The sequence below is a fragment of the Myxococcota bacterium genome (genome assembly GCA_041389495.1).
GTDB lineage: Bacteria > Myxococcota_A > UBA9160 > UBA9160 > UBA4427 > JAWKRT01.
The window spans coordinates 69,288-93,993 of the sequence record JAWKRT010000006.1 but is presented as its reverse complement, the minus strand read 5'-3'; the positions used below and the strand labels follow the sequence as shown (position 1 = coordinate 93,993).

Genomic DNA, 24,706 nt, shown 5'->3' with positions numbered 1-24,706 from the left:
CGCGCCCGCTGCCGGGTGGGGACGCGCAGCCGACCGCGGGATCTCCCCCGACCGATCGTTCCCGATCCCGTCCGGGCCGCTCGACGCGCCGCGTCGAGCGGGCACGGCCGTTGCACTGCGTTCACCCGTCCGCCCGGCGAAGTCGCGTTCCCGCCGGGCCGCTCGCAAGGAGAGCACCCATGGCATCCCGATCCTCGTTCCCGCTCCCGCATCCGCTCCCGCGGCCCGCCGCGCGGCGCTTCCGGCTCGCCGCGCCGCTCGCGCTGCTCGCCATCCTCCTCGCGGCCCCCGCCGCGCTCGCCGCCCGCGACCAGTCGAAGGCCTCGGGGAGCTTCGAGAACACGGGCGCGCTGCCGGCCGCGTCGGGCAAGCTCAACCTGCGCTTCGCGGAGAACCGCTCGCAGCTCCAGCTGCAGCTGCGCGGGCTCACCGACGACGTGACCTACGAGGTGCGCGTCGACGGCGTCGCCGTCGACACGTTCGACCCCGACCGCTCGGGCCGCGTCACGCTCCGGTACGAGTCGCCGAAGCGCAACCGCCGCGCGAGCTCGCTCGACTTCGACCCGCGCGGTGCCGTGCTCTCGATCCACGACGGCGTGAACGACGTGCTCGTCGCCGACCTCTCGAACGGCTCGGCGTCGACGGGCCTCGTGGTGTCCGACCAGACGCTCGTGCAGTCGATGGCCGTCTCGGGCGGCGGGTCGGCGCGCGCGCGCACGAAGATCTACAAGGACGGGCGGCAGTCGTTCGACGTCGAGCTGCAGGGCGTCGTGCCCGGCACGTACGACCTCTACGTCGACGGCGTGCTGCGCGGCCAGATCGTCACCACGCCGGCCGGCCGCGGGAAGATCGAGTTCGACACGAAGCCGCACCCGAAGAAGGGGCTCCTCGACTTCGATCCGCGCGGCGCGGTGATCGACGTCGTGCAGGGGACGACGTCGGTCTTCGCCGGGCCGCTGCTCCCGCGCGCCGGCGGCGTGAGCGCGTGCAATCCCGCCGAGAACGAGATCTTCCTCGGCGCGATCGTGTCGCCCGGCAAGGCGAAGGTGCGCCTGCGCACGCGCGACGACTGCGACCGCGACCTGCGCATCGAGGTCGAGGAGATCGCGGTCGGCACGTACGACGTCGTGGTCGACGGCATCGTGCGCGGCCAGATCGCGGTCGCGTTCGACGCGATGTCGGGCGAGAACGAGGGCGAGATCGAGTTCGACACCGATCCCGACGATCCGCACGAGGTGCTGCTCGACTTCGAGCCCGACGGCGCGCTGATCGAGATCGCGCAGGGCGCGAGCGTCCTCTTCTCGGGCTCGCTCGCGACCGGCGGCACGACGCCGCCGACCGCGTGCGCGGCGATCGACCTCCTGACGCCGCTCGTGCCGACGAGCGCCGCCCCGGGTGCGAGCGGCGACGCCCGCTTCCGCGAGAAGGACGACTGCGACCGCGACTTCAGCGTCGAGGCCGAGGACGTGCCGGTCGGCGACTACGACCTGTTCGTCGGCGGCGTGCTGCGCGGCACGGTGGCCGTGCGGCTCGACCCGAAGAAGGGCGACGTCCAGGGCGAGCTCGAGTTCGAGAGCCATCCGAAGGCGGGCAAGGAGCTGCTCGACTTCGACCCGCGCGGCGCGCTCGTCGAGGTGAAGCAGGGCGCGACGCTCTACCTGAGCGCGACGCTCGGCGGCACGCCGAGCGGTGGTGGTGGTGGCGGCGGTGGCGGCGGCTCGAGCTGCGTCGAGTCGAGCACCGAGCTGCCGCTGCTCAACGAGGGCGTGATCGGCTCGGCCAAGGGCAAGGTGCGCGTGCGCACGCAGGACGACTGCGACGACGACCTGCGCATCGAGATCGAGAAGGTGCCGGTCGGGAGCTACGGCGTGCGCATCGGCGGCGTCGTGCGCGCGAGCCTCGTGGTCGCGTTCAACCCGTCGACCGGCGAGAACGAGGGCGAGGTCGAGTTCGACACCACGCCCGACGACCCGAACGAGATCCTGATGGACTTCGACCCGACCGGCGCGCTCGTCGAGATCGAGCAGGGAGCGACCGTGATCCTGGCGCGCCAGCTCCCGTAGCGACGTCCGACGACGACGGCGGCCCGTCGAGAGCCCCGGCAGCGCGCGCGCTGCCGGGGCTCGCTCGTCTCCGCCCGCGGCTCGCTGGCATCGGACCCGGGTCGGTCTACCATCGGCGGCCGCCCGGCGCGGCGCGCGGCGCGGAGGAAGTGCATGGACGTCGAGCACGCGAAGGTGCTCATCATCGGGAGCGGCCCGGCCGGCTACACCGCCGCCATCTACGCCGCCCGCGCCGAGCTCGCACCCATCGTGCTGGCGGGTCTGCAGTTCGGCGGCCAGCTCATGATCACGACCGAGGTCGAGAACTACCCGGGCTTCCCGGACGGCGTCTCGGGCCCCGCGATGATGGAGAAGCTGCAAGCCCAGGCCGAGCGGTTCGGCACGCGCATCCTGTTCGAGGACGCGACGCGCATCGACCTCTCGCAGCGCCCCTTCCGCATCGAGACGGACGAGCGGCGCTTCACGGCCGACGCGGTCGTCGTCGCGACGGGCGCCTCGGCGCGCTGGCTCGGCATCGAGAGCGAGCAGCGCCTCGTGAACAACGGCGTGAGCGCGTGCGCGACGTGCGACGGCGCGCTCTTCCGCGGCAAGGCGATGGCCGTCGTCGGCGGCGGCGACACGGCGATGGAGGAGGCGCTCTTCCTCACGCGCTTCGCCACGAAGGTGACGCTCGTGCACCGGCGCGACGAGCTGCGCGCGTCGAAGATCATGCAGGAGCGCGCGCGCAAGAACGAGAAGATCGAGTTCGCGTGGAACGCCGAGGTGGCCGAGGTGCTCGGGAGCGAGCAGGACGGCGTCACGGGCGTGCGTCTGCGCGACGTGCGCGACGGCAGCCTGCGCCAGCTCGACGTGCAGGCGCTCTTCGTCGCGATCGGCCACAAGCCGAACACGGATCTCTTCCGCGGCGTGCTCGACCTCGACGCGACGGGCTACGTGCGCGTGCAGCCCGGCACGACGCGCACGTCGATCGACGGCGTCTTCGCGTGTGGCGACGTCGCCGACCCGACCTATCGCCAGGCGGTGACGGCGGCCGGCACGGGCTGCATGGCCGCGATCGACGCCGAGCGCTGGCTGGCCGAGCACGGCATCGAGTAGCGCCCGCGCGGCGCAGCAGGCCCCATCGATGGCACTCTCGCGCGAGCGCTTGCAGAGCCTGGTCGACCACTCGACGGACGTCGTGATCGCGACGGACCGCAAGGGTACGATCCACTACTACAACGACGGCGCGTCGCGCACGCTCGGGTACCGGTCGGAGGAGATCCTCGGCGCCTTCGTCGGCCGGCTCTACCCGAGCGTCGACGAGGCGAAGCGCGTGATGGCCGCGATGCGCGACGCCGAGCGCGGCGGAGCGGGCTTCGTCGACACCATCCGCACGGCGCTCGTCGCGAAGAGCGGCGAGCACATCCCCGTCGCGATCTCCGGCGCGGTCTTCAAGGAGGAGGACGGCGAGGAGGCCGGCACGATCGGCTTCGCGAAGGACCTGCGCGACATCCTGCACAACGAGGGGCTCGCGCGCCTCGGCGAGGCGGCGATCGGGCTCTCGCACGAGATCAACAACCCGCTCGCGGTGATCGTGAACCAGGTGGAGCTGCTCGAGCGCGACGTCGAGCGGCTCGCGAAGGAGATCGACACCTCGGTCGAGTGCGAGCGGCTCGACGCGGTGCGCCGCGAGGTGGCGCGCATCGCCGAGATCCTCGAGCGCTTCAACCAGATGGTGCGCGACGACGAGGTCGAGACGGTCCAGTACATGGGCCCGGCGAAGATGGTCGACCTGCGGCGCAAGGATCGTCAGAAGGCGGACGCGCGCCTCGCCGGCCTTCGCATCCTGGTCGTCGACGACGACGGCGGCATCTGCCGCACGCTGAAGGAGATCCTCGAGGCGAGCGGCTGCGAGGTCGCGACGGCGGGCGACGGTGCCGAGGCCCTCATCGTCCTCCAACAACGCGCCTTCGACCTCGTGCTCTCCGACGTCGTGATGCCGAACATGGACGGCCACGAGCTCTACCAGGCGGTCAAGCGCGACCACCCGAGCCTTCCCATCCTGATGATGACCGCCTTCCACTACGACAAGGACCACATCATCAAGCGCAGCCGCATGCGCGGCCTCGAGGGCGTCATCTTCAAGAAGCCCGTCGACCCGGCGAAGCTCCGCGAGGCGATCGCCGAGGCGACGGGGCGCGCCTAGCATGCGGACGCCGCGCGGCGTGCTCCGCGTCGACGCGTCCGAGGCCGCGGCCTTCCGGGTCGCCGACGCGCCGACCGCGCCGCCCGACGACGCACCCGGCGAGAAGCACTGCGAGGACGCGCTCGAGGACGTCGCGAAGCGCATCGACGCGCTGCAGCAGGCGCTCTACGCCGAGGATCGCGACAGCGTGCTGTGCATCTTCCAGGCGATGGACGCCGCGGGGAAGGACTCGACGATCCGCGCCGTCACGAAGCGGCTCAACCCGGCCGGCTTCCAGGTGCACTCCTTCAAGGCGCCGTCGTCGCTCGAGCTCGAGCACGACTTCCTGTGGCGCACGACGCTCGCCCTTCCGCAGCGCGGGCGCATCGGCGTCTTCAACCGCAGCTACTACGAGGAGGTGCTCGTCGTGCGCGTGCACCCCGGGTACCTGGCGGCGCAGCGCATCGACGGCGACCCGGCCGACCCCGCGTTCTGGGAACAGCGCTACCGCTCCATCCGCGAGCACGAGGCGCACCTGCACCGCAACGGCACGCGCGTCCTGAAGCTCTTCCTGCACGTCTCGAAGGAGGAGCAGCGGCGCAGGCTGCTCGCGCGCCTCGACGAGCCCGACAAGAACTGGAAGTTCAACCCGGGCGACCTCGACGAGCGCGACCTCTGGACGAGCTACATGGACGCGTGGCAGGCGTGCATCCGCGGCACGTCGACCGACGTCGCGCCGTGGTGGGTCGTGCCCGCGGACGACAAGCCGTACATGCGCCTGTGCGTGGCGGAGCTGCTCGCCGAGACGCTCGAAGCGCTCGACCCGCAGTACCCCGAGCTCGACGCGGAGACGCGCGAGCGCATCCCCGAGTTCCGGCGGCGCCTCGGCGACGAGCGCTGACTGCGCGCGGCGCGCGGCCGCGCGGCGGGTGGCCGCGTGGCGGGTGGCCGCGTGGCGGGGTTGCGCGGTGGCCGCGTGGCGGGGTTGCGCGGTGGCCGCGTAGCGGCGTGCGCGCGATCGCGACGGCGCCGACCGACCGCGCCCCGGCGCGCCGCAGCACGCGCGCGCAGGCTTCGAGCGTCGCGCCGGTCGTGACGACGTCGTCGGCGAGCCAGACGCGCGCGCCGGCGAGCGGCGCCGTGCGCGCCGCGATCGCGAACGCGCCGCGCACGTTCGCGCGCCGCGCGCGGCGATCGAGCCCGGTCTGGCTCGGGGTGTCGCGCGTGCGGGCGAGCAGGCGCGGCGCGCAGCGCACGCCGAGCGCGCGCGCCGCGTGGCGGGCGACGACGAGGGCCGGGTCGAAGCCGCGCTCGCGCGTGCGCGCCGAGTGCGCGGGCACGGGCGCGACGAGCACCGGGGCGGGGCCCGGCGCGCGCCGTGCGGCCTCGCGCGCGAGTCGCACGGCGACGGCGAGAGGTGCCGCCTCGAGCCCGCGGAGCCCGCGCTCCGGATACTTGAAGCGCGCGATCCACGTCTCGACCTCGCCCTCGTAGCGGACGGCCGCCGTCACGTGGTCGAGCGGGCCGCGCGCGCTCGCTATGCACGCGGCGCACCACGGCGTGCCGCGCGCGCGCGGCGACTCCTGACAGCGCGTGCACGCGTCGCGGGCGAGCCAGGGGAGCGCGCGCGCACGCCGCGCAGAGGGCGGCGTCGCGCTCGTCGGGAATCGCGAGCCAGGCCGCGCACGCCGCGCACTCGGGCGGGAGCACGAGGTCGACCCACGCCTCGCCGAGCCCGCGGGCGAGCGCGCCGAACGCACGGGCGCCTCGGGCGAGCGAGCGCGCTCCGCGCCCGGCGAGCCACGCGCCGCGCGCGCCGGCTCCTCCGCTCGCTCGCGCGCTCGCGCTCGCGCCGCTCGTCCGCTCGCGCTCGCGCCGGCTCGTCCGCTCGCGCTCGCGCGCTCGTGCGAGTCCGTGTCGCTCTCGATCGGTCGCGCGGCCGCGCCGCCGCCCTTCGCGTCCTCGACGGCCATCCCGTCCCTCCGCCTCCCCGACCTGCCGCGCGCTCGCGTCCGCCGCGCGCTCGCATCCGCCGCCCTCATCCGTCCGCCGCGCGCTCGCGTTGGCCTCGCTCCCCTCGCGCAGCGCGCGTGGAACGGAAGCGCGTACGCCGAGCGGGCGCCGTGCTCGATCGCGCGCGCTCGCGCACGCGTGCGTGCGGCGGCCGTCCGCGGACGCTGCAGGCCGGCCGCGAACGCGCGACGTCGCGCGGATTCCCGCCCCGCGCTGCGGCGCGTTGGGGCACGATCGCGCGGCGCGCGGTGCAGGCTGCGCCGCGCCGCGCCGAGGGAGGCCGTTCATGTCGGAGCGTGCGCGCGCGGGGCGCGTCGGAATCGTCGGGTGCGGGATCCTCGGAGGTGGCGTCGCGCTGCGCCTCCTCGAGCGCGGCTTCGACGTCGCCGTCTTCGACCCGCGCGCCGAGGCGCTCGCCGCCGCCGCGGCGCGCGGCGCGCTCGTGTGCGCGAGCAACCGCGAGCTCGCGGCGGCGTGCGATCGCATCGGCATCTGGGTGCAGAACGACGCCCAGTGCGAGCGCGCGCTGCTCGCGGACGACGGCGTGCTCGCGGGGGCGCGCGCCGGCGCGGTCGTCGCCATCCACAGCACCGTCCACCCGCGCACGGTCGCGAGGCTCGGCGAGCGCTGCGCGGCGGCGGGCGTCGGGATGATCGACGCGCCCGTCGCGGGCCGCGGCGTGCGCAGCCTCGAGGATGCGGACTTCTGGATGATGGTGGGGGGCGACGCGGCCGTCGTCGATCGCTTCCGCGACGTCGCGGCGACGTTCTGCAGCCGCGTGCTCGAGTGCGGTGCGCTCGGCAGCGGGGCCGTGCTGAAGCTCGCGCACAACGTCGCCACCTACATCGGGTACGTGGCGATCGTCGAGGCGCAGGCGCTCGCGCGCGCGGCCGGCGTGCGCGAGGGCGCGCTCGAGGAGGTGACGGAGGCGAGCGGAGTGCTGTCGCGCGCGATGAAGCTCATGCTCGAGGTGCGCGACGCGCGCGTCGCCGGCGCGCCCGGCGCGCAGGGCGACGAGCTCATGCGCACCTACGCCGACATCCTCGAGAAGGACCTGCGCGTCGCGATCGAGGTCGCGAACGAGCACCGCGTGCCGCTGCCCGGCGCGGCCGTGGCCTCGCAGCTCGCCGAGGTCGTCTACGCGCTGCCGCGGAGCTGAACGCGCGCCGCGTCAGCCCGCGACGACGAGCGACGTGCCGGTCATCTCCGCGGGCTTCGCGAGGCCCATCAGGTCGAGCACGGTCGGCGCGAGGTCGGCGAGGCCGCCGTCGCGCAGCCGCCGTGGGCCGGCGTCGCGCGTCACCCAGTAGACGGGCACCGGGTTCGTCGTGTGCGCGGTGTGCGGCTCGCCCGTCGCCGGGTCGACCATCTGCTCGCAGTTGCCGTGGTCGGCGGTGATGAGGAGCTGGCCGCCGCGCTCGAGCACGGCCGCGCACAGGCGCTCGAGGCAGCGGTCGATCGTCTCGACGGCCTTCACCGCCGCTCCCATGACGCCCGTGTGGCCGACCATGTCGGGGTTCGCGTAGTTCACGAGCACGAAGTCGTAGCCGCCCTCCGCGATGCGTCCGAGCAGCGTCTCGGTCACCTGGAGCGCGCTCATCTCGGGCTTCTGGTCGTAGGTCGCGACGTCGCGCGGCGACGGGATGAGCACGCGGTCCTCGCCGGGGAACGGCTCCTCGACGCCCGCGTTGAAGAAGAACGTGACGTGCGCGTACTTCTCCGTCTCGGCGGTGCGGAGCTGCTCCTTGCCCGCCTGCGCGAGCACCTCGCCGAGGATGTGGCGCGGCGTTTCCGGCGGAAACGCGACGGGGAGGCCGAACTCGGCGTCGTACTCGGTGAGGCAGACATAGCGAGCGAGCTTCGGCGCGACGCCGCGGTCGAGCTCGCCCGCGTACTTCGCCGGCCGCACGCCGGTGAGCGCGTTCGTGATCTCGCGCGCGCGATCGGCGCGGAAGTTGAAGAAGAGCACGGCGTCGCCGTCGGCGATCGCGGCGCCGCCGTCGACGCAGGTCGGCGCCACGAACTCGTCGGTCTCGTCGCGCGCGTAGGCGCGCTCGACGGCGGCCATCGCGTCGGGCGCCGTCTCGCCCCTGCGATGCACCATCGCGTCGTAGGCGAGCTGGATGCGACCCCAGCGGTCGTCGCGGTCCATCGCGTAGAAGCGGCCGATGACGGTCGCTATGTGCGCGCCGTTCGCCGCGCACACGGGGAGGAGGTGCTCGACATAGCGTCGGGCGGAGCGCGGAGGCGTGTCGCGGCCGTCGAGGAGCGCGTGCACGGCGGCGCGCACGCCGCGGCGCCCGCACGCCTCGAGCATGCGGAACAGGTGCTCCTCGTGGCTGTGCACGCCGCCGTCCGAGAGCAGGCCGACGAGGTGGAGCACGCCGCCCGTTCCGCCGGCCTCCGGGTCGACCGCGTCGAGCGCGGAGCGGAGCACGGCGTTCGAGCTCATCGCGCCTTCGGCGAGCTCGCGCGAGATGCGCGTCATGTCCTGCTCGAGGATGCGGCCGGCGCCCATCGTCATGTGGCCGACTTCGGAGTTGCCCATCTGGCCGGGCGGCAGGCCGACGGCCTCGCCCGACGTCTCGAGCTTCGCGGTCGGGTAGCGCTCGCGCAGCTCGGCGAAGAAGGGGCCGTGCGCGGCGGCGGTGGCGTCGGCCTCGCCGCCGTCGCCGAGGCCGAAGCCGTCGAGCACGACGAGCACCACGGGCCCCTGCGCAGCGGAGGTCATCGCACGACCTTCGCGCCGCGCGCCTCGCTCGCGGGCAGGTCGAGCGCGATTTCCCGCGCGTCGGCCCACAAGCGCTCGAGGTCGTAGAGCGCGCGCGCGTCGGCGTCGAACACGTGGCACACGACGTCGTTCGCGTCGATCAGCACCCAGCGCCCCTCCTCGGTGCCCTCGACGCCGATCGGCGCGTCGCCCGCGCGCTTGAGCGCCTGCACGATGCCGTCGGCGATCGCGCGCACCTGCCGGTCCGAGCGGCCGGTCGCGATCACGAACGCGTCGCAGAACGAGGTGAGACCGCGGACGTCGAGCGCCACGGGGTCCTCGGCCTTGCGCTCGAGCGCCGCGTCGACGATCGCGCGCGCCTTCTCTTCCGCCGTCCAGCCGTTCATCGCCTCACTCTTCCGTTCGTCCGTGCGTTCGTGCGTCGCTCATCGCCGCGCCTCCTCGGCGGAGGCGTTGCGCGAGCGGGGTGCCGGCGCATAGGCGCCGCTCGCTTCGATCGCCTCGCGCACCGGTTCCGGTACCAGGTAGCGGATCGATCGGCCCGCGCGGACGCGGGCGCGAATGTCCGTGGCCGAGACGTCGACCGCCGTGATCGGAACGAGCCGCAGCCGCGTTCCCGCCTCGCGGTGGACGGCGCTCCGTCCGTCGGCGTCGACGTCGACGTCGTCGCGCGCGCACGCGGGAAGCCACAGGTCGAGGCGGTCCGTCGCGGGCTCGAGCGGCGGCCGGGTGGTCACCGCGAAGTCCGCGAGGGTAAGCAGGCGCCGGGGCTCGCGCCAGCCGCCCATCTCCTGGAACGCATCGCGCCCGAGGATGAAGACGCCGCGCGCGGGGGCGAGCGCCCCGCGCAGATGCGACAGGGTCTCCACGAGATAGGAAGGGCCGTCGCGCTCGACCTCGAGGGTGGCGACCTCGAAGCGCGGGTTGCCCGCGACCGCGAGGCGCACCCACTCGAGGCGCAGCGCGGCGGGCGCGATGGGGTCGACCGCGCCGCCCTCGCCCGGCGCCGGCACGGCGCGCTTGTGCGGTGGCTCGCCGCTCGGCACGAACAGCACGCGCTCGAGCCCGAGCGCTTCGGCGACCTCCTCGGCCGCGCGCAGGTGTCCGAGATGGACGGGGTTGAACGTGCCGCCGTAGATGCCGACGGACGCGGCCGCCCGCGTCACTCGCGCAGCTGGCCGTCGCCGAAGAGCACGAACTTGCGCGTCGTGAGCCCTTCGAGACCCATCGGGCCGTAGGCGTGGATGCGGGAGTTGCTGATGCCGATCTCCGCGCCGAGCCCGAGCCGGAAGCCGTCGGAGAACGCCGTCGAGCAGTTGATGCCGACCGTCGACGAGTTCACCTTGCGCAGCCACTGCTGGCTCGCCGCGTAGTCGCTCGTCACGATGACGTCGGTGTGGTCGGAGCCGTAGCGGCGGACGTGCGCGACCGCGTCGTCGAGCGAGTCGACGACCTTCACGGCGAGGATCGGCGCGAGGAACTCGGCGGGCCAGTCGGCCTCGCTCGCCGGCCGCGCCTCGGCGAAGAGCGCGCACGTGCGCGGGCAACCGCGGATCTCGACGCCCTCCTCGTGCAGCGGCTTGAGCACGTGCGGCAGGAGGCGCGCCGCGGCATCGGCGTGCACGAGCAGCGTCTCGAGCCCGTTGCACACCGCCATCTGCCGCACCTTCGAGTCGCGCACGATGTCGCGCGCCATGTCGGGGTCGGCGCTCGCGTCGAGGAAGACGTGGCAGACGCCCGCGTCGTGCTTGATGACGGGGATGCGCGACTCGGCGGTGACGTGCTGGATGAGCCCGGGCCCGCCGCGCGGGATCACGAGGTCGATGAAGCGATCCTGGTGGAGCAGCACGTCGATCGCGGCGCGATCGGTCGTCGGCACGATCGAGACGGCGTCCTCGGGAAGGCCGGTGTCGCGCGCGGCCGCGCGCAGCTCCTCGCCGAGCGCGACGTTGCTGTGGAACGCCTCGGAGCCGCCGCGCAGGACGACGGCGTTGCCGGCCTTCACGCACAGCACGGCCGCGTCGACCGTCACGTTGGGGCGCGACTCGTAGACGATCGCGATGACGCCGAGCGGGATGCGCATGCGCCCGACGCGCAGGCCGTTCGGGCGCACCTTCACGTCGCTGATCTCGCCGATCGGGTCCTCGAGCGCCGCGACGTCGCGCACGCCCTGGAGCATGTCGGCCCACTTCGCGTCGGAGATCGCGAGCCGGTTCACGAGCGGCTCGGCGACGCCCTTCTCGCGCGCGAGCGCGAGATCGCGCGCGTTGGCCTCGAGGATGCGCGCGCGCGCGGCCTCGAGGCGCTCGCCGACGCGCGCGAGCCACGCGTTCTTCGCGCGCGTGCCGAGCTCGGCGAGCGTGTCGCTCGCGGCCTTCGCGCGGCGCGCGATGTCGACGATCTGGGCTTCGAGCTCGCTGCTCTTCTCGGTCATGCTCGGTGGGCTCGGCGGCGGGCGTCTCGCGTGGACGTGCGTGCGTGCTTCAGCGGTCGAGGACGACGAGATCGTCGCGATGGATGACCTCGCCGCCGTTCGAATAGCCTAGCACCCGCTCGATCTCGCGCGTCGCGCGGCCGGCGATGGCGGCGACGGCGTCCGACGGGTAGGCGGCGAGCCCGCGCGCGAGCTCGCGGCCCGTCTCGTCGACGCACGAGACCGCGTCGCCCATCTGGAAGCGGCCGCGCACGGCGACGACGCCGGCCGGAAGGAGGCTGCGGCCGCGTTCGGTGAGCGCCTGCGCGGCGCCCGCGTCGACGACGATCTCGCCGCGCGTGCGCGTCGTGAACGCGAGCCAGTGCTTGCGGCTCGCGAGACGCCGGCCGCCGTCGCCCGCCAGGAAGATCGTGCCGATCTCGTCGCCGGCCGCGACGCGCAGGAGGGCGTCGCGCGCGCCGCCGCGACACAGCACGGTGGCGGCGCCCGAGTGCGCGGCCGTGCGCGCGGCCTCGAGCTTGGTCGCCATGCCGCCGCTCCCGAACGCACTGCCGGCGCCGGACGCGATCGCCTCGATCGCGGGCGTGATCTCGGGCACGGTCGCGATCAGCGGCGGGCTCGGGTCCGCGGGCGTGGGGCGCCGCTCGAGCAGGCCCTCGACGTCGGTCAGGATCACGAGCAGGTCGGCGCCGATCAGGTTCACGATCGTCGCCGACAGGTTGTCGTTGTCGCCGAAGCGGATCTCCTCGGTCGCGACCGTGTCGTTCTCGTTCACGATCGGGACGACGCCGAGCTCGAGCAGCTTCAGGAGCGTGCGGCGCGCGTTCAGATAGCGTTCGCGATGCTCGAGCCCCGTTCGCGTGAGCAGCACCTGCGCGACCTTGCGCTCGTGGCGCGCGAAGCGGCGCTGCCAGAGCTCGACGAGGCCGATCTGCCCGACGGCGGCGGCGGCCTGCTTCTCGGGGATGGAGCGGCCGGGGTGCGACCAGCCGAGCACGTGCGAGCCCACGGCGATCGCGCCCGACGACACGAGCACCACCTCGCGCCCCTGCGCGGCGATCGCGCTCACCTGGCGAGCCAGGTTCGTGAAGGCCTTCGGGCGGATCGCGCCGTGCGAGGTGAGCGTGCTGCTCCCGACCTTCACGACGATGCGCCGCGCGGAGCGCGCGGCGGCGCGGTGGGCGCGCGCGGTCACGTCGCGGCTCCGAGGTGCGCGAGGTCGTCGTCGGCGTCGCGCGCGAGCGCGGCGTCCTCCTCGTCGAGCGCGCGCAGCATCGCGGCGACGAGCGCGCGCACGCCGTCGCCCGTCGCGCACGAGATGCGGTGGACCTCGACGCCCTCGCCGCGCAGCGCGCGCTCGGCGTCGTCGACGCTGCGCGCCGCGTCCGCGTCGCCCGCGAGCAGCTCGACCTTGTTGATCGCGACGATCTCGCGGCGCGCGGCGAGCTCGGGGCGGAAGCGCTCGAGCTCGCGGCGGATCGCCGCGCGCCCCGCGAGCAGGTCGCGGCCCTCGACGAGCATGGCCGCGACGTCGAGGACGTGGACGAGCACGCGCGTGCGCTCGACGTGGCGCAGGAAGCGGTCGCCGAGGCCGGCGCCCTCGCTCGCGCCTTCGATCAGGCCGGGCACGTCGGCGGCGACGAAGCGCCGGTCGTCGACCTCGACGACGCCGAGCGACGGGACGAGCGTCGTGAACGGGTAGCTCGCGACCTTCGGACGCGCGGCCGAGATGCGCGAGAGCAGCGTCGACTTGCCCGCGTTCGGGAAGCCGATGATGCCGACGTCGGCGAGGAGCTTGAGCGAGAGCCGCAGCTCGGCCGTGACGCTCGGCTGGCCGGGGTTCGCGAAGTCGGGCGCCTGGCGCGTCGGCGTCTTGAAGTGGTCGTTGCCGAAGCCGCCGTTGCCGCCGCGCGCGGCGACGTAGCGGTCGCCGTCGCGGGCGAGGTCGGCGAGCGGCGCGGCGTCGGCGGCCTCGTTCGTCGCGTCGAACACGAGCGTGCCGACGGGCACGCGCACGACGGCGTCGGCGCCGTCGGCGCCGTGGCGCCGGTTGCCCGTGCCGTGCGCGCCGCGCTCGGCGCGCACCTCGCGCCGGTACCGGAACTCCTGGAGGGTCGACAGCGAGCGGTCGGCCGCGATCACGACGTCGCCGCCATGCCCGCCGTCGCCGCCGTCGGGGCCGCCGCGCGGGATGTACTTCTCGCGCCGGAACGAGACGCTGCCGTCGCCACCCGCACCGGAGTGCACGGTGATCACGACCTCGTCGACGAAGGTGTGCGCGCTCTTCGCCATGCGCTCCTCCGCGCCGTGCGAGGAGGCGCGTCGCCTCCGCCGCGCGGTGCGCGGCGCAAGGATGGCGCGCGGCGCGCGTATCCGGGAGGGATCAGGCCTCGACGCTGGCGACGGTGCGGTTGCGCGACCTGCCGTAGCGGACGACGCCGTCCTGCAGCGCGAAGAGCGTGTAGTCCCGGCCGCAGCCGACGCCGCGGCCCGGGTGGATCTTCGTGCCGCACTGGCGGACGAGGATCATGCCGGCCTTCACCTGCTGGCCGCCGAACACCTTCACGCCGCGCCGCTGCGAGTTGCTGTCGCGGCCGTTGCGGGAGCTTCCCTGGCCCTTCTTGTGCGCCATGCCTACACGCCCTCGATCTTGTCGACGCGGATCTCGGTGTAGCTCTGCCGATGACCCTGCTTGCGGCGGTAGTTCTTGCGCCGCTTGAGCTTGAACACGGTGATCTTCGGGCCGCGGCCCTGGTCCACGATCGTGCCGACGACCTTCGCACCCGCGACGAGCGGGCGACCGACCTGGACGGCGTCGCCGCCGGTCATCAGCACCTCGTCGAGCGTCACCTGCTCGCCGACCTCGCCGGGGAGCTTCTCGACGCGCACCGTCTGCTCGGGCGCGACCTTGTACTGCTTGCCACCGGTGCGGACCACGGCGTACATCACGATTCCTCGGTGCCGAACGGGGAGGGAGGTGCGGTCGGCGGGGGCGGCAGTATCCGTGAATCCGTTGCGCCGTCAACTGGCGGCGCCTCTCCGTCCGCGGCGGCGTCGGCGCCGCCGACCGGGTCGCCGCCGGCCGGGGCGGCTCCCCCGGCGCGGGATGCGGGCTCGGGCAGGAGCGCGGGGGCTGCCTCGACGCCCGTCGCGAGCGCCGCGGAAGCGGGCGGCTCGGCGACGACCGTCTCCTCCGCGCGCGTCGCCGCGTCTGCCGCGCCCGCCGCGCCGACGTCGCCGGCCGCCCCGTCGGCTACCGCGTCCGCGGCCCCGGTGTCGTCGTTCTCGTCCGCCTCGTCCGCGGCCGGCTCGAGCACGACCTCCTCGTCGTCGTCGGGCTTGGGCAGCGCGAGCCAGCCGAGGGCGATCTCGACGGGCGGCCCCTGGTCGAGCGCCGTCACCTCGAACTGCTCCTGGTGGAGCCCCGGGCGCGCGCGCACCTCGACCTTCCGGCCGAGCTCCTCGGAGAGCGCTTCGAGCGCCGGCGCCTCCGCGCCGAGCAGCTGCGACGCCACCTGCGGCGCGACCGTGATCGCGATCTCGCGCCCGCAGAAGGCGGGCAGATCCTTGCGGATCTCGCGCAGCACCTTGAACGCGACGCTCTCCGCCGAGAGCACGTAGCCGCGGCCCTCGCAGTGCGTGCACGGCTCGCACAGCGCCTGCACGAGGTTCTCGCGCGTGCGCTTGCGCGTCATCTCGACGAGGCCGAGCTCGCTGATCTTGAGGATGTTGGTCTTCGCCTTGTCGCCGCGGACGGCCTCCTGCAGCGCGCGGTAGACCTTGTCGCGGTTGTCGTGCGACTCCATGTCGATCAGATCGATGATGATCAGACCGCCGATGTTGCGGAAGCGGAGCTGGTGCACGACCTCCTTCACGGCCTCGAGGTTCGTGCGGAAGACCGTCTCCTCGAGGTCGCTCTTGCCGACATAACGACCCGAGTTGACGTCGATCGCGGTCAGCGCCTCGCTCTGGTCGATGACGAGCGAGCCGCCGCTCTTGAGCCGCACCTTGCGCTCGAGGTTCGCGTGGATCTGGTTCTCGAGGTCGAAGTGGTCGAAGACGGGCTCGCGGCCCTGGTAGAGCTCGATGCGCGGCTGCGGATCGGACACGAACCGCTGCGAGAACGCGACCAGCTCGTCGTAGACGCGGCGGTCGTCGATCACGATGCGCTTCGTGTCGCTGTTCGCGAAGTCGCGCAGGACGCGCATCGGGAGCTCGGGCTCGGTGTAGAGCACCGACGGCGCGGGCGCGCTCGCCTTGCGGTCCTGGATCTCCTGCCAGACCGTCGTCAGGTAGCGGATGTCCGCCTCGAGATCGCTCTCCTTCAGGCCGTCGCCCGCGGTGCGGATGATGAAGCCGAGGTTCTTGGGGCGGTGGCGATCGACGATCTCGCGCAGGCGCCGGCGCTCGCGATCGGAGTCGATGCGGCGCGAGACGCCGACGCGCGGCGACCACGGCGTGAGCACGAGGTGGCGGCCCGCGATCGAGACGTGCGACGTGATGCGCGCGCCCTTCGAGCCGATCGGCTCCTTCGCGATCTGGACCACGATCTCCTGCCCTTCGGAGAGGACGGTGTCGATCGGCGGGGGCGTGCGGCTGCCGCGGCGTCCGCCGCGCGGCCCGCCGCGATTGCCGCCGCGCCGGCCGCCCGCGCGGCCGTTCCCGCCGTTGCCGTTCGCGCCGTCGCCGCCGTCGGTGTCCGGGTCCGCGAAGTAGTCGCCGACGTAGAGGAAGCCGGCCTTGTCGAGGCCGATGTCGACGAAGGCGGCCTGCATGCCGGGGAGCACCCGCATGACGCGCGCCTTCACGACGTTGCCGACCACGCCGCGCGTGGCCTTGCGCTCGAGATGGAACTCGGTGAACTGCGACCGCTCGAGAAGCGCGACGCGGGTTTCTCCCGCCTCGGCGTTCACGATGATCTCGTTGTGCATTCCTGCCTCCCAGCGGGAGCCGGCGCACGCGCGAGCGCGCGACGACTTCTGCCGCCGGTTGGCGAGCCGCTTCGGGCCAGGAGATGTCGGACGCCGCAGCGGTCGCGGCGTGGCGGGGTGCTATCGCAGGGCTAGTGGATGGCGCCGGGCCCTCCGGGCCCGCGCGCCGGGACGGTGACGCTCTCGCATGTCCCGAATCGATAACGGTGAACGTTGACTCGCCCAGTCATTGGATATCCGACGGGCCTGCCGGGAGCGGCGATGCTCGCGAGCCTCCGTGCAGCACCCCGCCGCTCGTCCAGGCTCGCTTCCCCGGACCGCTCGATCTGCGAGCGATCCGGGCGGAGAGGCCTTCGAAGCCGCCGTGCGGCTCCTCCCGGGTGACCGGAACGCGCGCAGCCTGCGCTCCTCGCGCTCGGCTGCGGGCTAGCTTCTCCGCGCCGCGGCCCGACCGGGCCGCATGAAAAAGTCTCGGGGGAAGCTCGTGAATCCGCGTCGCGGCGTCAACCCGCCCCAGGACCTCGCTGTGGACCCCGCCGACGGGGACCCGGATCCCCGGGCCACCGACGGGGACCCGGATCCCCGGCGAGGGCTGCCCTCGGTCGACCGGTTGGCGCAGCGGGTCGAGGGCGCGGCGCGAGCCGGCGGCGCGACGGGCGCGATGCCCGGGTGGGCGTCGCGCGCCGGCGCGCGGAGCGCGCTCGACGCGGCGCGCGCGGCGGCTGCGCGCGACGGGCCGCGCGCCGACCTCGACGCCGCGGCTCTCGAGCGCGCCGCCCTCGCCGCGGCCGAGCGGCTCGTCGCGCCGCGCCCGCAGCGCGTCATCAACGCGACCGGCGTCGTCCTCCACACGAACCTCGGCCGGGCGCCGCTCGGCCAGGGGGCGGCGCGCGCGGTCGCCGAGGCCGCCCGCGGGTACGCCGACCTCGAGATCGACCTCGAGACCGGCCGGCGCGGGAGCCGGCTCGGCTCGGTCGCCGGGAAGCTCGCCCTCCTGGCGGGCGCCGAGGCCGCCACCGCCTGCAACAACAACGCGGCCGCGCTCGTGCTCGCGCTCGCCGCCCTCGCGCGCGGCCGCGAGGTCGTCGTGTCGCGCGGCGAGCTGGTCGAGATCGGCGGCTCCTTCCGCGTCTTCGAGATCGCGGCCGAGGCGGGCGTGCGGCTCGTCGAGGTCGGGAGCACGAACCGCACGCACCTGCGCGACTACGAGCGCGCCATCGGCCCCGACACGGCGCTCCTCCTCAAGGTGCATCGCTCCAACTTCGAGCTGCGCGGGTACGCCTGCGAGGCGAGCCTCGGCGAGCTGGTCGCGCTCGGGCGCGCGCGGGGCGTCGCGGTCGTGGAGGACCTCGGGAGCGGCGCGCTCGTCGACCTGCGCGCGCGCGGCCTGGCCGGCCTCCCGCCCGAGGCGTTCGTGCCGGCGCGCGTCGCGAGCGGCGCCGACGTCGTCTGCTTCTCGGGCGACAAGCTCCTCGGCGGGCCCCAGGCCGGCCTCGCCGTCGGGCGCGCGGCCGCGATCGAGGCGATGCGGGCGAGCCCGCTCGCGCGCGCGCTGCGCCTCGACAAGCTCGCGATCGCGGCGCTCGACTGGGTGCTCACGGCGCTGCTGGACGAGCGGCTCGACGAGATCCCCGTGCTCGCGCGGCTGCTCGAGCCCGCGGGAAGCGTCGAGGCGAGGGCGCGCGCGCTCGTCGAAGCCGCGTCCCGCGCGGGCGTCGGCGCCGCGCTCGCCCTGCGCGTCCTGCCCGACCGCGCGCCGGTCGGAGGAGGCTCGCTGCCGGGCTTCGAGCTCGACACCTGGGTCGTCGAGGTCGACGCCGCAGGGGGCGCCGGCGCGCCGAACGCCGACGCGCTCGCACGCTCGCTGCGCGGCGCCCGACCGCCCGTCGTCGGGCGCATCCGCGCCGACCGGCTGTGCCTCGACATGCGGACGGTCGACCCGTCCGAGCTCTCGGCGCTCGCCGATGCGCTCGCGCTGCTCGCGCGCGACGCGACGGCTGCGTCGCGCGACGGGGTTCGTTGAACGTTGCGGGGCCGTCCGTTAGGCTCGGAGCCCCGAAAACCATGTTGAACTCGAGTGTTCTGGTACTGAATCGCTCGTTCATCCCGGTTCACGTCACCACGGTGAAGCGTGCCTTCTCGCTCGTCTTCTCCGGAACCGCGGACGTCGTCGATCACGAGTACCGGACCTTCGACTTCGAGAGCTGGCTGTCGGCGCCGTCGAGCCCCGGTGACGAGGTCATCGGGTCGACGAGCGGGCCGGTGCGGGTGCCGCGCGTGATCGTCCTGACGTGGTTCGACCGATTGCCGCGGCGGCATGTCCGCTACAGCCGCACCAACGTGTTCACGCGCGACGAGTACACGTGCCAGTACTGCGGCGAGCGCCCTCCGCGCTCGCAGCTCAATCTCGATCACGTGATCCCGCGCGCGCAGGGCGGCCGCACGACGTGGGAGAACGTCGTGGCGAGCTGCGTCAGCTGCAATCGTCGCAAGGGCGGCCGCACGCCCGAGCAGGCGAAGCTTCGGCTGCGCCAGCCGCCGGTGCGGCCGCGCTGGACGCCGGCGCTCAACGTCGCGCCGGGCGGTGCGTCGCGCTACCGGGAGTGGCTGCCGTATCTCGGAGCGGGGGGAGGGCGCGCACGCACGGTGCGTCGCCCGACGAGCGCGAGGAGCGAAGCCGACCTCGCGCACTAGCACGAAGACGTGCAGCGCGGGCCGGGGCGAAGGGGGGTGCGCCACGGAACCGAACAATCGAGCGGAGACGCGACCGGAGCGCGCGGACGGGCCGTCCGCCGCCGAGCGTGCGCCTGCGCGCATCGTCGCCGTCGGCGGCGGCAAGGGCGGCGTCGGCAAGACGTTCGTCTCGGCGAACCTCGCCGCCGCGCTCGCGCGGTCGGGCATGCGCGTCGTCGCCGTCGACGTCGACCTCGAGGGTGCGAACCTGCACACGTGCCTCGGCGTGCCGACGCCGCGCGCGAGCCTCGCCGACTTCGTCGCGCAGCGCGAGGACGACCTCGCGAAGCTGATCGTGCCGACGTCGGTCCCGGGCCTCGAGATCATCGCGGGCACGCAGGCGAACCTCGCCGGCGCGCAGCCGTCGCACCTGCGGCGCGTGCAGCTCGTGCGCGCGCTCCGCAAGCTCGACGCCGACTACGTGATCATCGACCTCGGCGCGGGCACGCACCTGTCGGTGCTCGACTACTTCCTCGTCGGCGACGACGGGCTCGTCGTGCTGCGGCCCGAGCCGACGTCGATCGAGAACGCCTACACGTTCCTGCGCGCCGCGTTCTACCGGCGGCTGCGCCTGGCGATGGTCGGCCACGGCGTGCGCCAGCTCGTCACCGAGGCGATGGACCAGCGCAACGAGCGCGGCATCCGCACCCCGATCGACCTGCTGCGCGAGATCGAGGCGCTCGACCCGGTCGAGGGCAAGCGCTTCGTCGCCACGATGCGCGAGTTCCGCCCCCGGCTCATCGTGAACGAGGTGCGCACCGCCGAGGACGTGAAGCTCGGCTTCTCGGTCGGCTCGGTGTGCAAGAAGTACTTCGGCTTCGAGCCCGAGTACATCGGCTACGTGAACCACGACGAGATGGCGCGCCGCTCCGTCGCCGCGCGGCGCCCCGTCGTCGACCTCCGCGAGGACGCGGACGCCTCCATCTACCTCCAGCGCATCGCGCGCAAGCTGATCGCGATCCGCGATCGGGACACGCAGACGGCTGCCCCCACCGGCCGGGGAAGGGCAACCGAATGAAGACGATCGAAGACCAGGACCACTACCAGGTGCTCGAGGTGCCGTACTCGGCGCGCACCGAGGACATCCGACGCGCCTATCCGATGATCCGCGCGGCCTACGAGGACGGCTCGCTCGCGACGTACTCGGTGTTCGACGCGGGCGAGTCGGCGTCGATCCGCGACCGGATCGACCTCGCCTACCGCGTGCTCACCGACGCCGAGGCGCGGCGCGCCTACGACGCCGAGCTCGGCCTCGACGCGCTCGTCGTCGGCGGCGAAGCGGCGATCGCGGCCGACGTCGAGCCCACGGCGCCCGGCGCGTCGAGCCTCGCGGGCGTCGAGGTCGTGCCGGCGATCGACGCGCTCGGCGAGCTCGGCGACCTCGACGGCGAGGACGGCGAGGACTGGGACGGCGCGCGGCTGCGCCGCGCGCGCATGCGCCGCGGCATCGAGCTCGACCACGTCTCCGAGGTCACCAAGGTGAACGCGCGCTACCTGCGGGCGATCGAGGAGGACGCGTTCGGCGACCTCCCCGCCGCCGTGTACACGCGCGGCTTCGTCACGGCCTATGCGCGCACGATCGGCCTCGACACGCAGCAGGTCGCTCGGAGCTTCATGGCGCGCTTCGACGACGCGCACGGCCAGCAGCGCCGCGGGCGGCTGTTCGGCCGTCGTTAGGCGGGCCGCCGGCCGTGCGCGGCCCGACGCCCGCTCCCGCCCGCGCGCGATGACGCGCGGCGACGCTCCGGCGGCGGCGGGCCCGGACGACGCGGCGCTTCGCTTCGTCGCGAGCGAGGAGGAGGCGGGCGAGCGCATCGACGTCGTGCTCGCGGCGATCGCGCGCGTGTCGCGGTCGCAGGCGAAGCGCTGGGTCGAGGCGGGCCGCGTGTGGGTCGGCGACGCGCCCGTCGCGCGCGCGAGCCTCGTGCTCGCGATCGGCGACCGCGTCGCGGCCGCGCCGCCCGAGCCGGTGCGCGCGGAGGCGCTCCCCGAGCCGATCCCGCTCGACGTCGTCTTCGAGGACGAGCACCTGATCGTCGTCGACAAGCCGGCCGGCCTCGTCGTGCACCCGGCGCCCGGCCACGCGCGCGGGACGCTCGTGAACGCGCTGCTCCATCACGCGCGCGAGCTCGCGGGCATCGGTGGCGTGCTGCGGCCGGGCATCGTCCACCGGCTCGACCAGGGGACGAGCGGCATCCTCGTCGCCGCGAAGACGGACGCCGCGCACCAGGCGCTCGCCGTGCAGTTCCACGACCACACGATCGAGCGGCGCTACCAGGCGATCGTGCGCGCGACGCCGTCGGCCGACGAAGGGCGCGTCGACGCGCCGATCGGCCGCCACCCGCGCGACCGCAAGCGCATGAGCGTCGCGGCGAAGTCGGGACGCGAGGCGCACACGCGCTGGTGCGTCGCCGCGCGCTTCGCGCGCAGCGAGCGCGCGCTGCTCGACGTCCGGCCCGAGACGGGGCGCACGCACCAGATCCGCGTGCACCTGTCGAGCGTCGGGATGCCGCTCGTCGGCGACCCGGTCTACGGCGGAGGACGCGGAACGGGGCGCGAGAAGCAGCTCGGCCGTCCGGCGCTCCACGCCGCCGAGCTCGGCTTCGCACACCCGGCGACGAGCGTGCGCATGCGCTTCACCGCTCCGCTCCCCGCCGATCTCGAGGCGCTGCTCGCCCACTACCGAGAGCGCGAGGGGCTCGCGTGAGCGGCGGCGCCGCCGACGCGCGCGGCTTCCTCGCGCACCCGTTGTTAGGCGACCTCGGGGTCGGGCACGGCTTCGGCACGCGCGAGGCGACGCCGCCGACCGACCTGGTGGGGCCGCGACAGGTGCACGGCGCGCGCGTCGCGCGCGCCGTGGCGACGACGGGCGCCGGAAGGGCGCCGTTCCGCGCGGAGCCCGAGGAGGCGGATGCGATCGTCGCCGACGGCGCGGGCGCGTGCGTCGGCGTCGTGACGGCGGACTGCGTTCCCGTGCTCGTGGCCGCGGAGGACGGCGCGTCCGTCGGCGCCATCCACGCGGGTTGGCGCGGCCTCGCGGCGGGCGTCGTCGAGGCGGGCGTCGCCGCGCTGCGCGCGATCGCGCGCGCGCCGCTTCGCGCGGTCGTGGGGCCGTGCATCGGCCCGTGCTGCTACGAGGTCGATGCACCCGTGCTCGACGCGCTCGCGCGGCGCTTCGGCGACACCGCGGTCGCGTCGGCGTCGCGGCCTTCGCGGCCCGGCCACGCACGGGTCGACCTCGGCGCGCTCGTGCGAGTCGACCTCCTCCGCGCGGGAATCGCGACGACCGCACTCGGAACGCTCTCGCTCGGGGGCGAGCGCGCCTGTACGCGGTGCGCGCCCGCGCTCTTCCACTCCTACCGGCGGGACGGCGCCGCGGCCGGTCGCCTCGTCCACTTCGTCCGCGCATCGCCCGGCCGAGGATGAGTAGGCGCGCCGTGTCGGACGGGCCCGCGGTGGGTGCTTGACAGCCCGAAACCCCGCCCCTAGTGTGTTCCTCACCGTTTGAAGAACGGTTCCCGTCCGCACCCGATCCTCCCCGCGTCGCTGCAGCGCGCCGATCGCGCGCCGAGACCGAGCGACGAAGAGGGCCTCACGATCGAGGCGCCGCGTGAGCCGCCCCTTCCGGCACCGGCGCGACGTGCGCGCGAAGACGCAACGCACACGTGCCCCAACTGCGACAAACCGGTCAACTTTCCGAGCGAGAGTTCCGAACCAGGAAGAAGCCGAGCCAGAAGCCCAAGCTGAACTCGGAAGCAAGCCAACCGAAGACATCGACGATCCCGAGACTGGCCGGACCCGCGGCGACCGCCGCGCATCCCTCCCGGCGAAAGCGCGTCCCTCTCGCGCCCGAGCCCGGCCAGACCAGGACCTCCGACGCGCCGCGCGCGTTGCACCTCCCCCGGATCCTCATCCCAACACCCCTTCTTCCCCTTCCCCACCTGACGAACGTCCCCGCCAAGGCGACGAACCAACCAACGAAGGTCATCCAGTGAGCACAGCACGAAGCGAGACGAGCAGCACCGGCAACGGCGGTGGACGCAACCGACGCGGGCGTGGGCGGCGCTCGCGGGGCGGCGGCGGTGGCGGCGGCGGCGGGAACCGGCCGAGCGGCGCCGCGAAGCGCGACTACCTCCCGAGCGACGACGAGCTCGAGGAGGAGGCGGCGGCCGAGGCGGAGGAGGACGGCGAACGCCTCGACGTCACCGAGCTCAAGGCGAAGTCGGTGCAGGATCTCACGGAGCTCGCGGAGGACCTCGAGGTCGAGAACGCCGCGGGCATGCGCAAGCAGGACCTGCTCTTCGCGATCCTCAAGGCCCACACCGAGCAGCGCGGCAAGATCTTCGCCGACGGCGTGCTCGAGATCCTGCAGGACGGCTTCGGCTTCCTGCGCGCGCCCGACCAGAACTACCTCGCCGGCCCCGACGACATCTACGTCTCCCCGTCGCAGATCCGCCGCTTCAACCTGCGGACGGGCGACACGGTGCGCGGGCAGATCCGATCGCCGAAGGAGGGCGAACGTTATTTCGCGCTGCTGCGGGTCGACACGATCAACTTCGAGGAGCCCGCGAAGGCGCGCCACAAGATCCTGTTCGACAACCTGACGCCGCTGTATCCGCAGGAGAAGTTCAACCTGCAGGCGAAGTCGGGCGGCCTCACGACGCGCATCATCGACCTCGTCGCGCCGATCGGGAAGGGCCAGCGCGCGCTGATCACGTCGCCGCCGAAGGCGGGCAAGACGATGATCCTGAAGGACATCGCCAACGCGATCGCCGAGGGCAACCCCGAGGTCTACCTCATCGTGCTGCTGATCGACGAGCGGCCGGAAGAGGTCACCGACATGCAGCGCACGGTGAAGGCGGAGGTCATCTCGTCGACCTTCGACGAGCCGGCGACGCGGCACGTCCAGGTGGCGGACATGGTGATCGAGAAGGCGAAGCGGCTCGTCGAGCACGGCCGCGACGTCGTCATCCTGCTCGACTCGATCACGCGCCTCGCGCGCGCCCACAACACGGTGGTGCCGCACTCGGGCAAGATCCTGTCGGGCGGCGTCGACTCGAACGCGATGCACAAGCCGAAGCGTTTCTTCGGTGCCGCGCGCAACGTCGAGGAGGGCGGGAGCCTCACGATCATCGGCACCGCGCTGATCGACACCGGCTCGCGCATGGACGAGGTCATCTTCGAGGAGTTCAAGGGCACGGGCAACTCGGAGATCGTGCTCGACCGCAAGCTCGCCGACCGCCGCACCTACCCGGCCATCGACATCAACAAGTCGGCGACGCGGCGCGAAGAGCTGCTCATGGACGAGAACACGCTCAACCGCATGTACATCCTGCGCAAGGTGCTCGCCCCGCTCTCGCCGGTGGACTCGATGGAGTTCCTGCTCGGCAAGATCAAGGGCACGGACAGCAACGAGGAGTTCCTCGCCTCGATGAACTCCTGACGCGGCGCGTCGCGCGAGCGGCGCGCGCCGATCCGCACGCACGGGCCCGCGGCGCGAACGCGCCGCGGGCCCGTCTCGTTCCGGGCACCGCGCCGTCGCGCGTCACTGACTCGCGTCACCTAACAATCGCATCGCTTCCCCCGTCTGCGGGATGCTCGCGGCCATTGGCGCGCGCGATGTTCGCCGTGCTTCGT

The 24,706-nt window shown here is 73.8% G+C and carries 21 protein-coding genes; 12 read left to right on the top strand and 9 right to left on the bottom strand.

Annotated features, from left to right (window positions below; genetic code table 11):
- Window positions 1-179 precede the first annotated feature (179 nt).
- From R3E88_21510 to R3E88_21490, 5 genes are all read left to right on the top strand, one after another.
- Entirely contained in the window at window positions 180-2,063 is a 1,884-nt protein-coding gene (locus R3E88_21510; protein MEZ4219057.1) for a hypothetical protein, read from the top strand.
- A gap of 153 nt (window positions 2,064-2,216) precedes the next feature.
- Window positions 2,217-3,158 (top strand): thioredoxin-disulfide reductase, encoded by a 942-nt coding sequence (gene trxB / locus R3E88_21505; protein MEZ4219056.1) that lies wholly within the window; start codon window positions 2,217-2,219, stop codon window positions 3,156-3,158.
- Window positions 3,159-3,186: 28 nt separating this feature from the next.
- Window positions 3,187-4,248 (top strand): response regulator, encoded by a 1,062-nt coding sequence (locus R3E88_21500; protein ID MEZ4219055.1) that lies wholly within the window; start codon window positions 3,187-3,189, stop codon window positions 4,246-4,248.
- Between the two features lies 1 nt (window position 4,249).
- Window positions 4,250-5,128 carry a polyphosphate kinase 2 family protein gene (locus tag R3E88_21495; protein ID MEZ4219054.1) on the top strand — a complete coding sequence of 293 codons (879 nt, stop codon included), beginning with the start codon at window positions 4,250-4,252 and terminating at the stop codon, window positions 5,126-5,128.
- A gap of 1,398 nt (window positions 5,129-6,526) precedes the next feature.
- Window positions 6,527-7,399 (top strand): NAD(P)-binding domain-containing protein, encoded by an 873-nt coding sequence (locus tag R3E88_21490; GenBank protein MEZ4219053.1) that lies wholly within the window; start codon window positions 6,527-6,529, stop codon window positions 7,397-7,399.
- Between the two features lie 12 nt (window positions 7,400-7,411).
- Here the strand turns inward: R3E88_21490 and gpmI are convergent, their stop codons facing one another.
- The 9 genes from gpmI to R3E88_21445 form a co-directional block, all read right to left on the bottom strand.
- Window positions 7,412-8,971, bottom strand: coding sequence for a 2,3-bisphosphoglycerate-independent phosphoglycerate mutase (gpmI, locus tag R3E88_21485; protein MEZ4219052.1), 1,560 nt, complete (start codon window positions 8,969-8,971; stop codon window positions 7,412-7,414).
- Window positions 8,968-9,357: a ribosome silencing factor gene (gene rsfS / locus R3E88_21480; GenBank protein ID MEZ4219051.1), complete on the bottom strand. Its 390-nt coding sequence runs from the start codon at window positions 9,355-9,357 to the stop codon at window positions 8,968-8,970. Before rsfS ends, gpmI begins: the two co-directional genes overlap by 4 nt.
- A gap of 39 nt (window positions 9,358-9,396) precedes the next feature.
- A complete protein-coding gene (nadD, locus tag R3E88_21475; protein ID MEZ4219050.1) occupies window positions 9,397-10,137 on the bottom strand; it encodes a nicotinate-nucleotide adenylyltransferase in 741 nt (246 codons plus the stop codon).
- A complete protein-coding gene (locus tag R3E88_21470; GenBank protein MEZ4219049.1) occupies window positions 10,134-11,405 on the bottom strand; it encodes a glutamate-5-semialdehyde dehydrogenase in 1,272 nt (423 codons plus the stop codon). Before R3E88_21470 ends, nadD begins: the two co-directional genes overlap by 4 nt.
- Window positions 11,406-11,454: 49 nt before the next feature.
- Window positions 11,455-12,600, bottom strand: coding sequence for a glutamate 5-kinase (proB, locus tag R3E88_21465; GenBank protein MEZ4219048.1), 1,146 nt, complete (start codon window positions 12,598-12,600; stop codon window positions 11,455-11,457).
- A complete protein-coding gene (gene obgE, locus R3E88_21460; protein MEZ4219047.1) occupies window positions 12,597-13,697 on the bottom strand; it encodes a GTPase ObgE in 1,101 nt (366 codons plus the stop codon). The genes proB and obgE overlap by 4 nt, the downstream gene beginning before the upstream one ends.
- A gap of 91 nt (window positions 13,698-13,788) precedes the next feature.
- Entirely contained in the window at window positions 13,789-14,037 is a 249-nt protein-coding gene (rpmA, locus tag R3E88_21455; GenBank protein ID MEZ4219046.1) for a 50S ribosomal protein L27, read from the bottom strand.
- Window positions 14,038-14,039: 2 nt separating this feature from the next.
- Window positions 14,040-14,351, bottom strand: coding sequence for a 50S ribosomal protein L21 (gene rplU, locus R3E88_21450; protein ID MEZ4219045.1), 312 nt, complete (start codon window positions 14,349-14,351; stop codon window positions 14,040-14,042).
- Window positions 14,351-16,336, bottom strand: coding sequence for an Rne/Rng family ribonuclease (locus R3E88_21445; protein ID MEZ4219044.1), 1,986 nt, complete (start codon window positions 16,334-16,336; stop codon window positions 14,351-14,353). Before R3E88_21445 ends, rplU begins: the two co-directional genes overlap by 1 nt.
- Before the next feature lie 460 nt (window positions 16,337-16,796).
- Between R3E88_21445 and selA the strand changes: the two genes are divergently transcribed.
- The 7 genes from selA (at window position 16,797) to rho (ending at window position 24,512) form a co-directional block, all read left to right on the top strand.
- Window positions 16,797-18,359 carry an L-seryl-tRNA(Sec) selenium transferase gene (selA, locus tag R3E88_21440; protein MEZ4219043.1) on the top strand — a complete coding sequence of 521 codons (1,563 nt, stop codon included), beginning with the start codon at window positions 16,797-16,799 and terminating at the stop codon, window positions 18,357-18,359.
- A gap of 101 nt (window positions 18,360-18,460) precedes the next feature.
- Window positions 18,461-19,030, top strand: coding sequence for an HNH endonuclease (locus tag R3E88_21435; GenBank protein MEZ4219042.1), 570 nt, complete (start codon window positions 18,461-18,463; stop codon window positions 19,028-19,030).
- On the top strand, window positions 18,921-20,087 hold the full coding sequence (locus tag R3E88_21430) for an AAA family ATPase (protein MEZ4219041.1): 1,167 nt from the start codon (window positions 18,921-18,923) through the stop codon (window positions 20,085-20,087). The genes R3E88_21435 and R3E88_21430 overlap by 110 nt, the downstream gene beginning before the upstream one ends.
- Entirely contained in the window at window positions 20,084-20,746 is a 663-nt protein-coding gene (locus tag R3E88_21425; GenBank protein ID MEZ4219040.1) for a helix-turn-helix domain-containing protein, read from the top strand. The genes R3E88_21430 and R3E88_21425 overlap by 4 nt, the downstream gene beginning before the upstream one ends.
- 49 nt (window positions 20,747-20,795) lie before the next feature.
- Complete coding sequence (locus R3E88_21420) at window positions 20,796-21,776, top strand: RluA family pseudouridine synthase (protein MEZ4219039.1); 981 nt, start codon at window positions 20,796-20,798, stop codon at window positions 21,774-21,776.
- The gene (locus R3E88_21415; GenBank protein ID MEZ4219038.1) at window positions 21,773-22,495 is read left to right on the top strand and encodes a polyphenol oxidase family protein; all 723 of its coding nucleotides are present in this window, start codon (window positions 21,773-21,775) and stop codon (window positions 22,493-22,495) included. The genes R3E88_21420 and R3E88_21415 overlap by 4 nt, the downstream gene beginning before the upstream one ends.
- Window positions 22,496-23,294: 799 nt before the next feature.
- Entirely contained in the window at window positions 23,295-24,512 is a 1,218-nt protein-coding gene (gene rho, locus R3E88_21410) for a transcription termination factor Rho (protein ID MEZ4219037.1), read from the top strand.
- The last annotated feature ends 194 nt before the right edge of the window (window positions 24,513-24,706 follow it).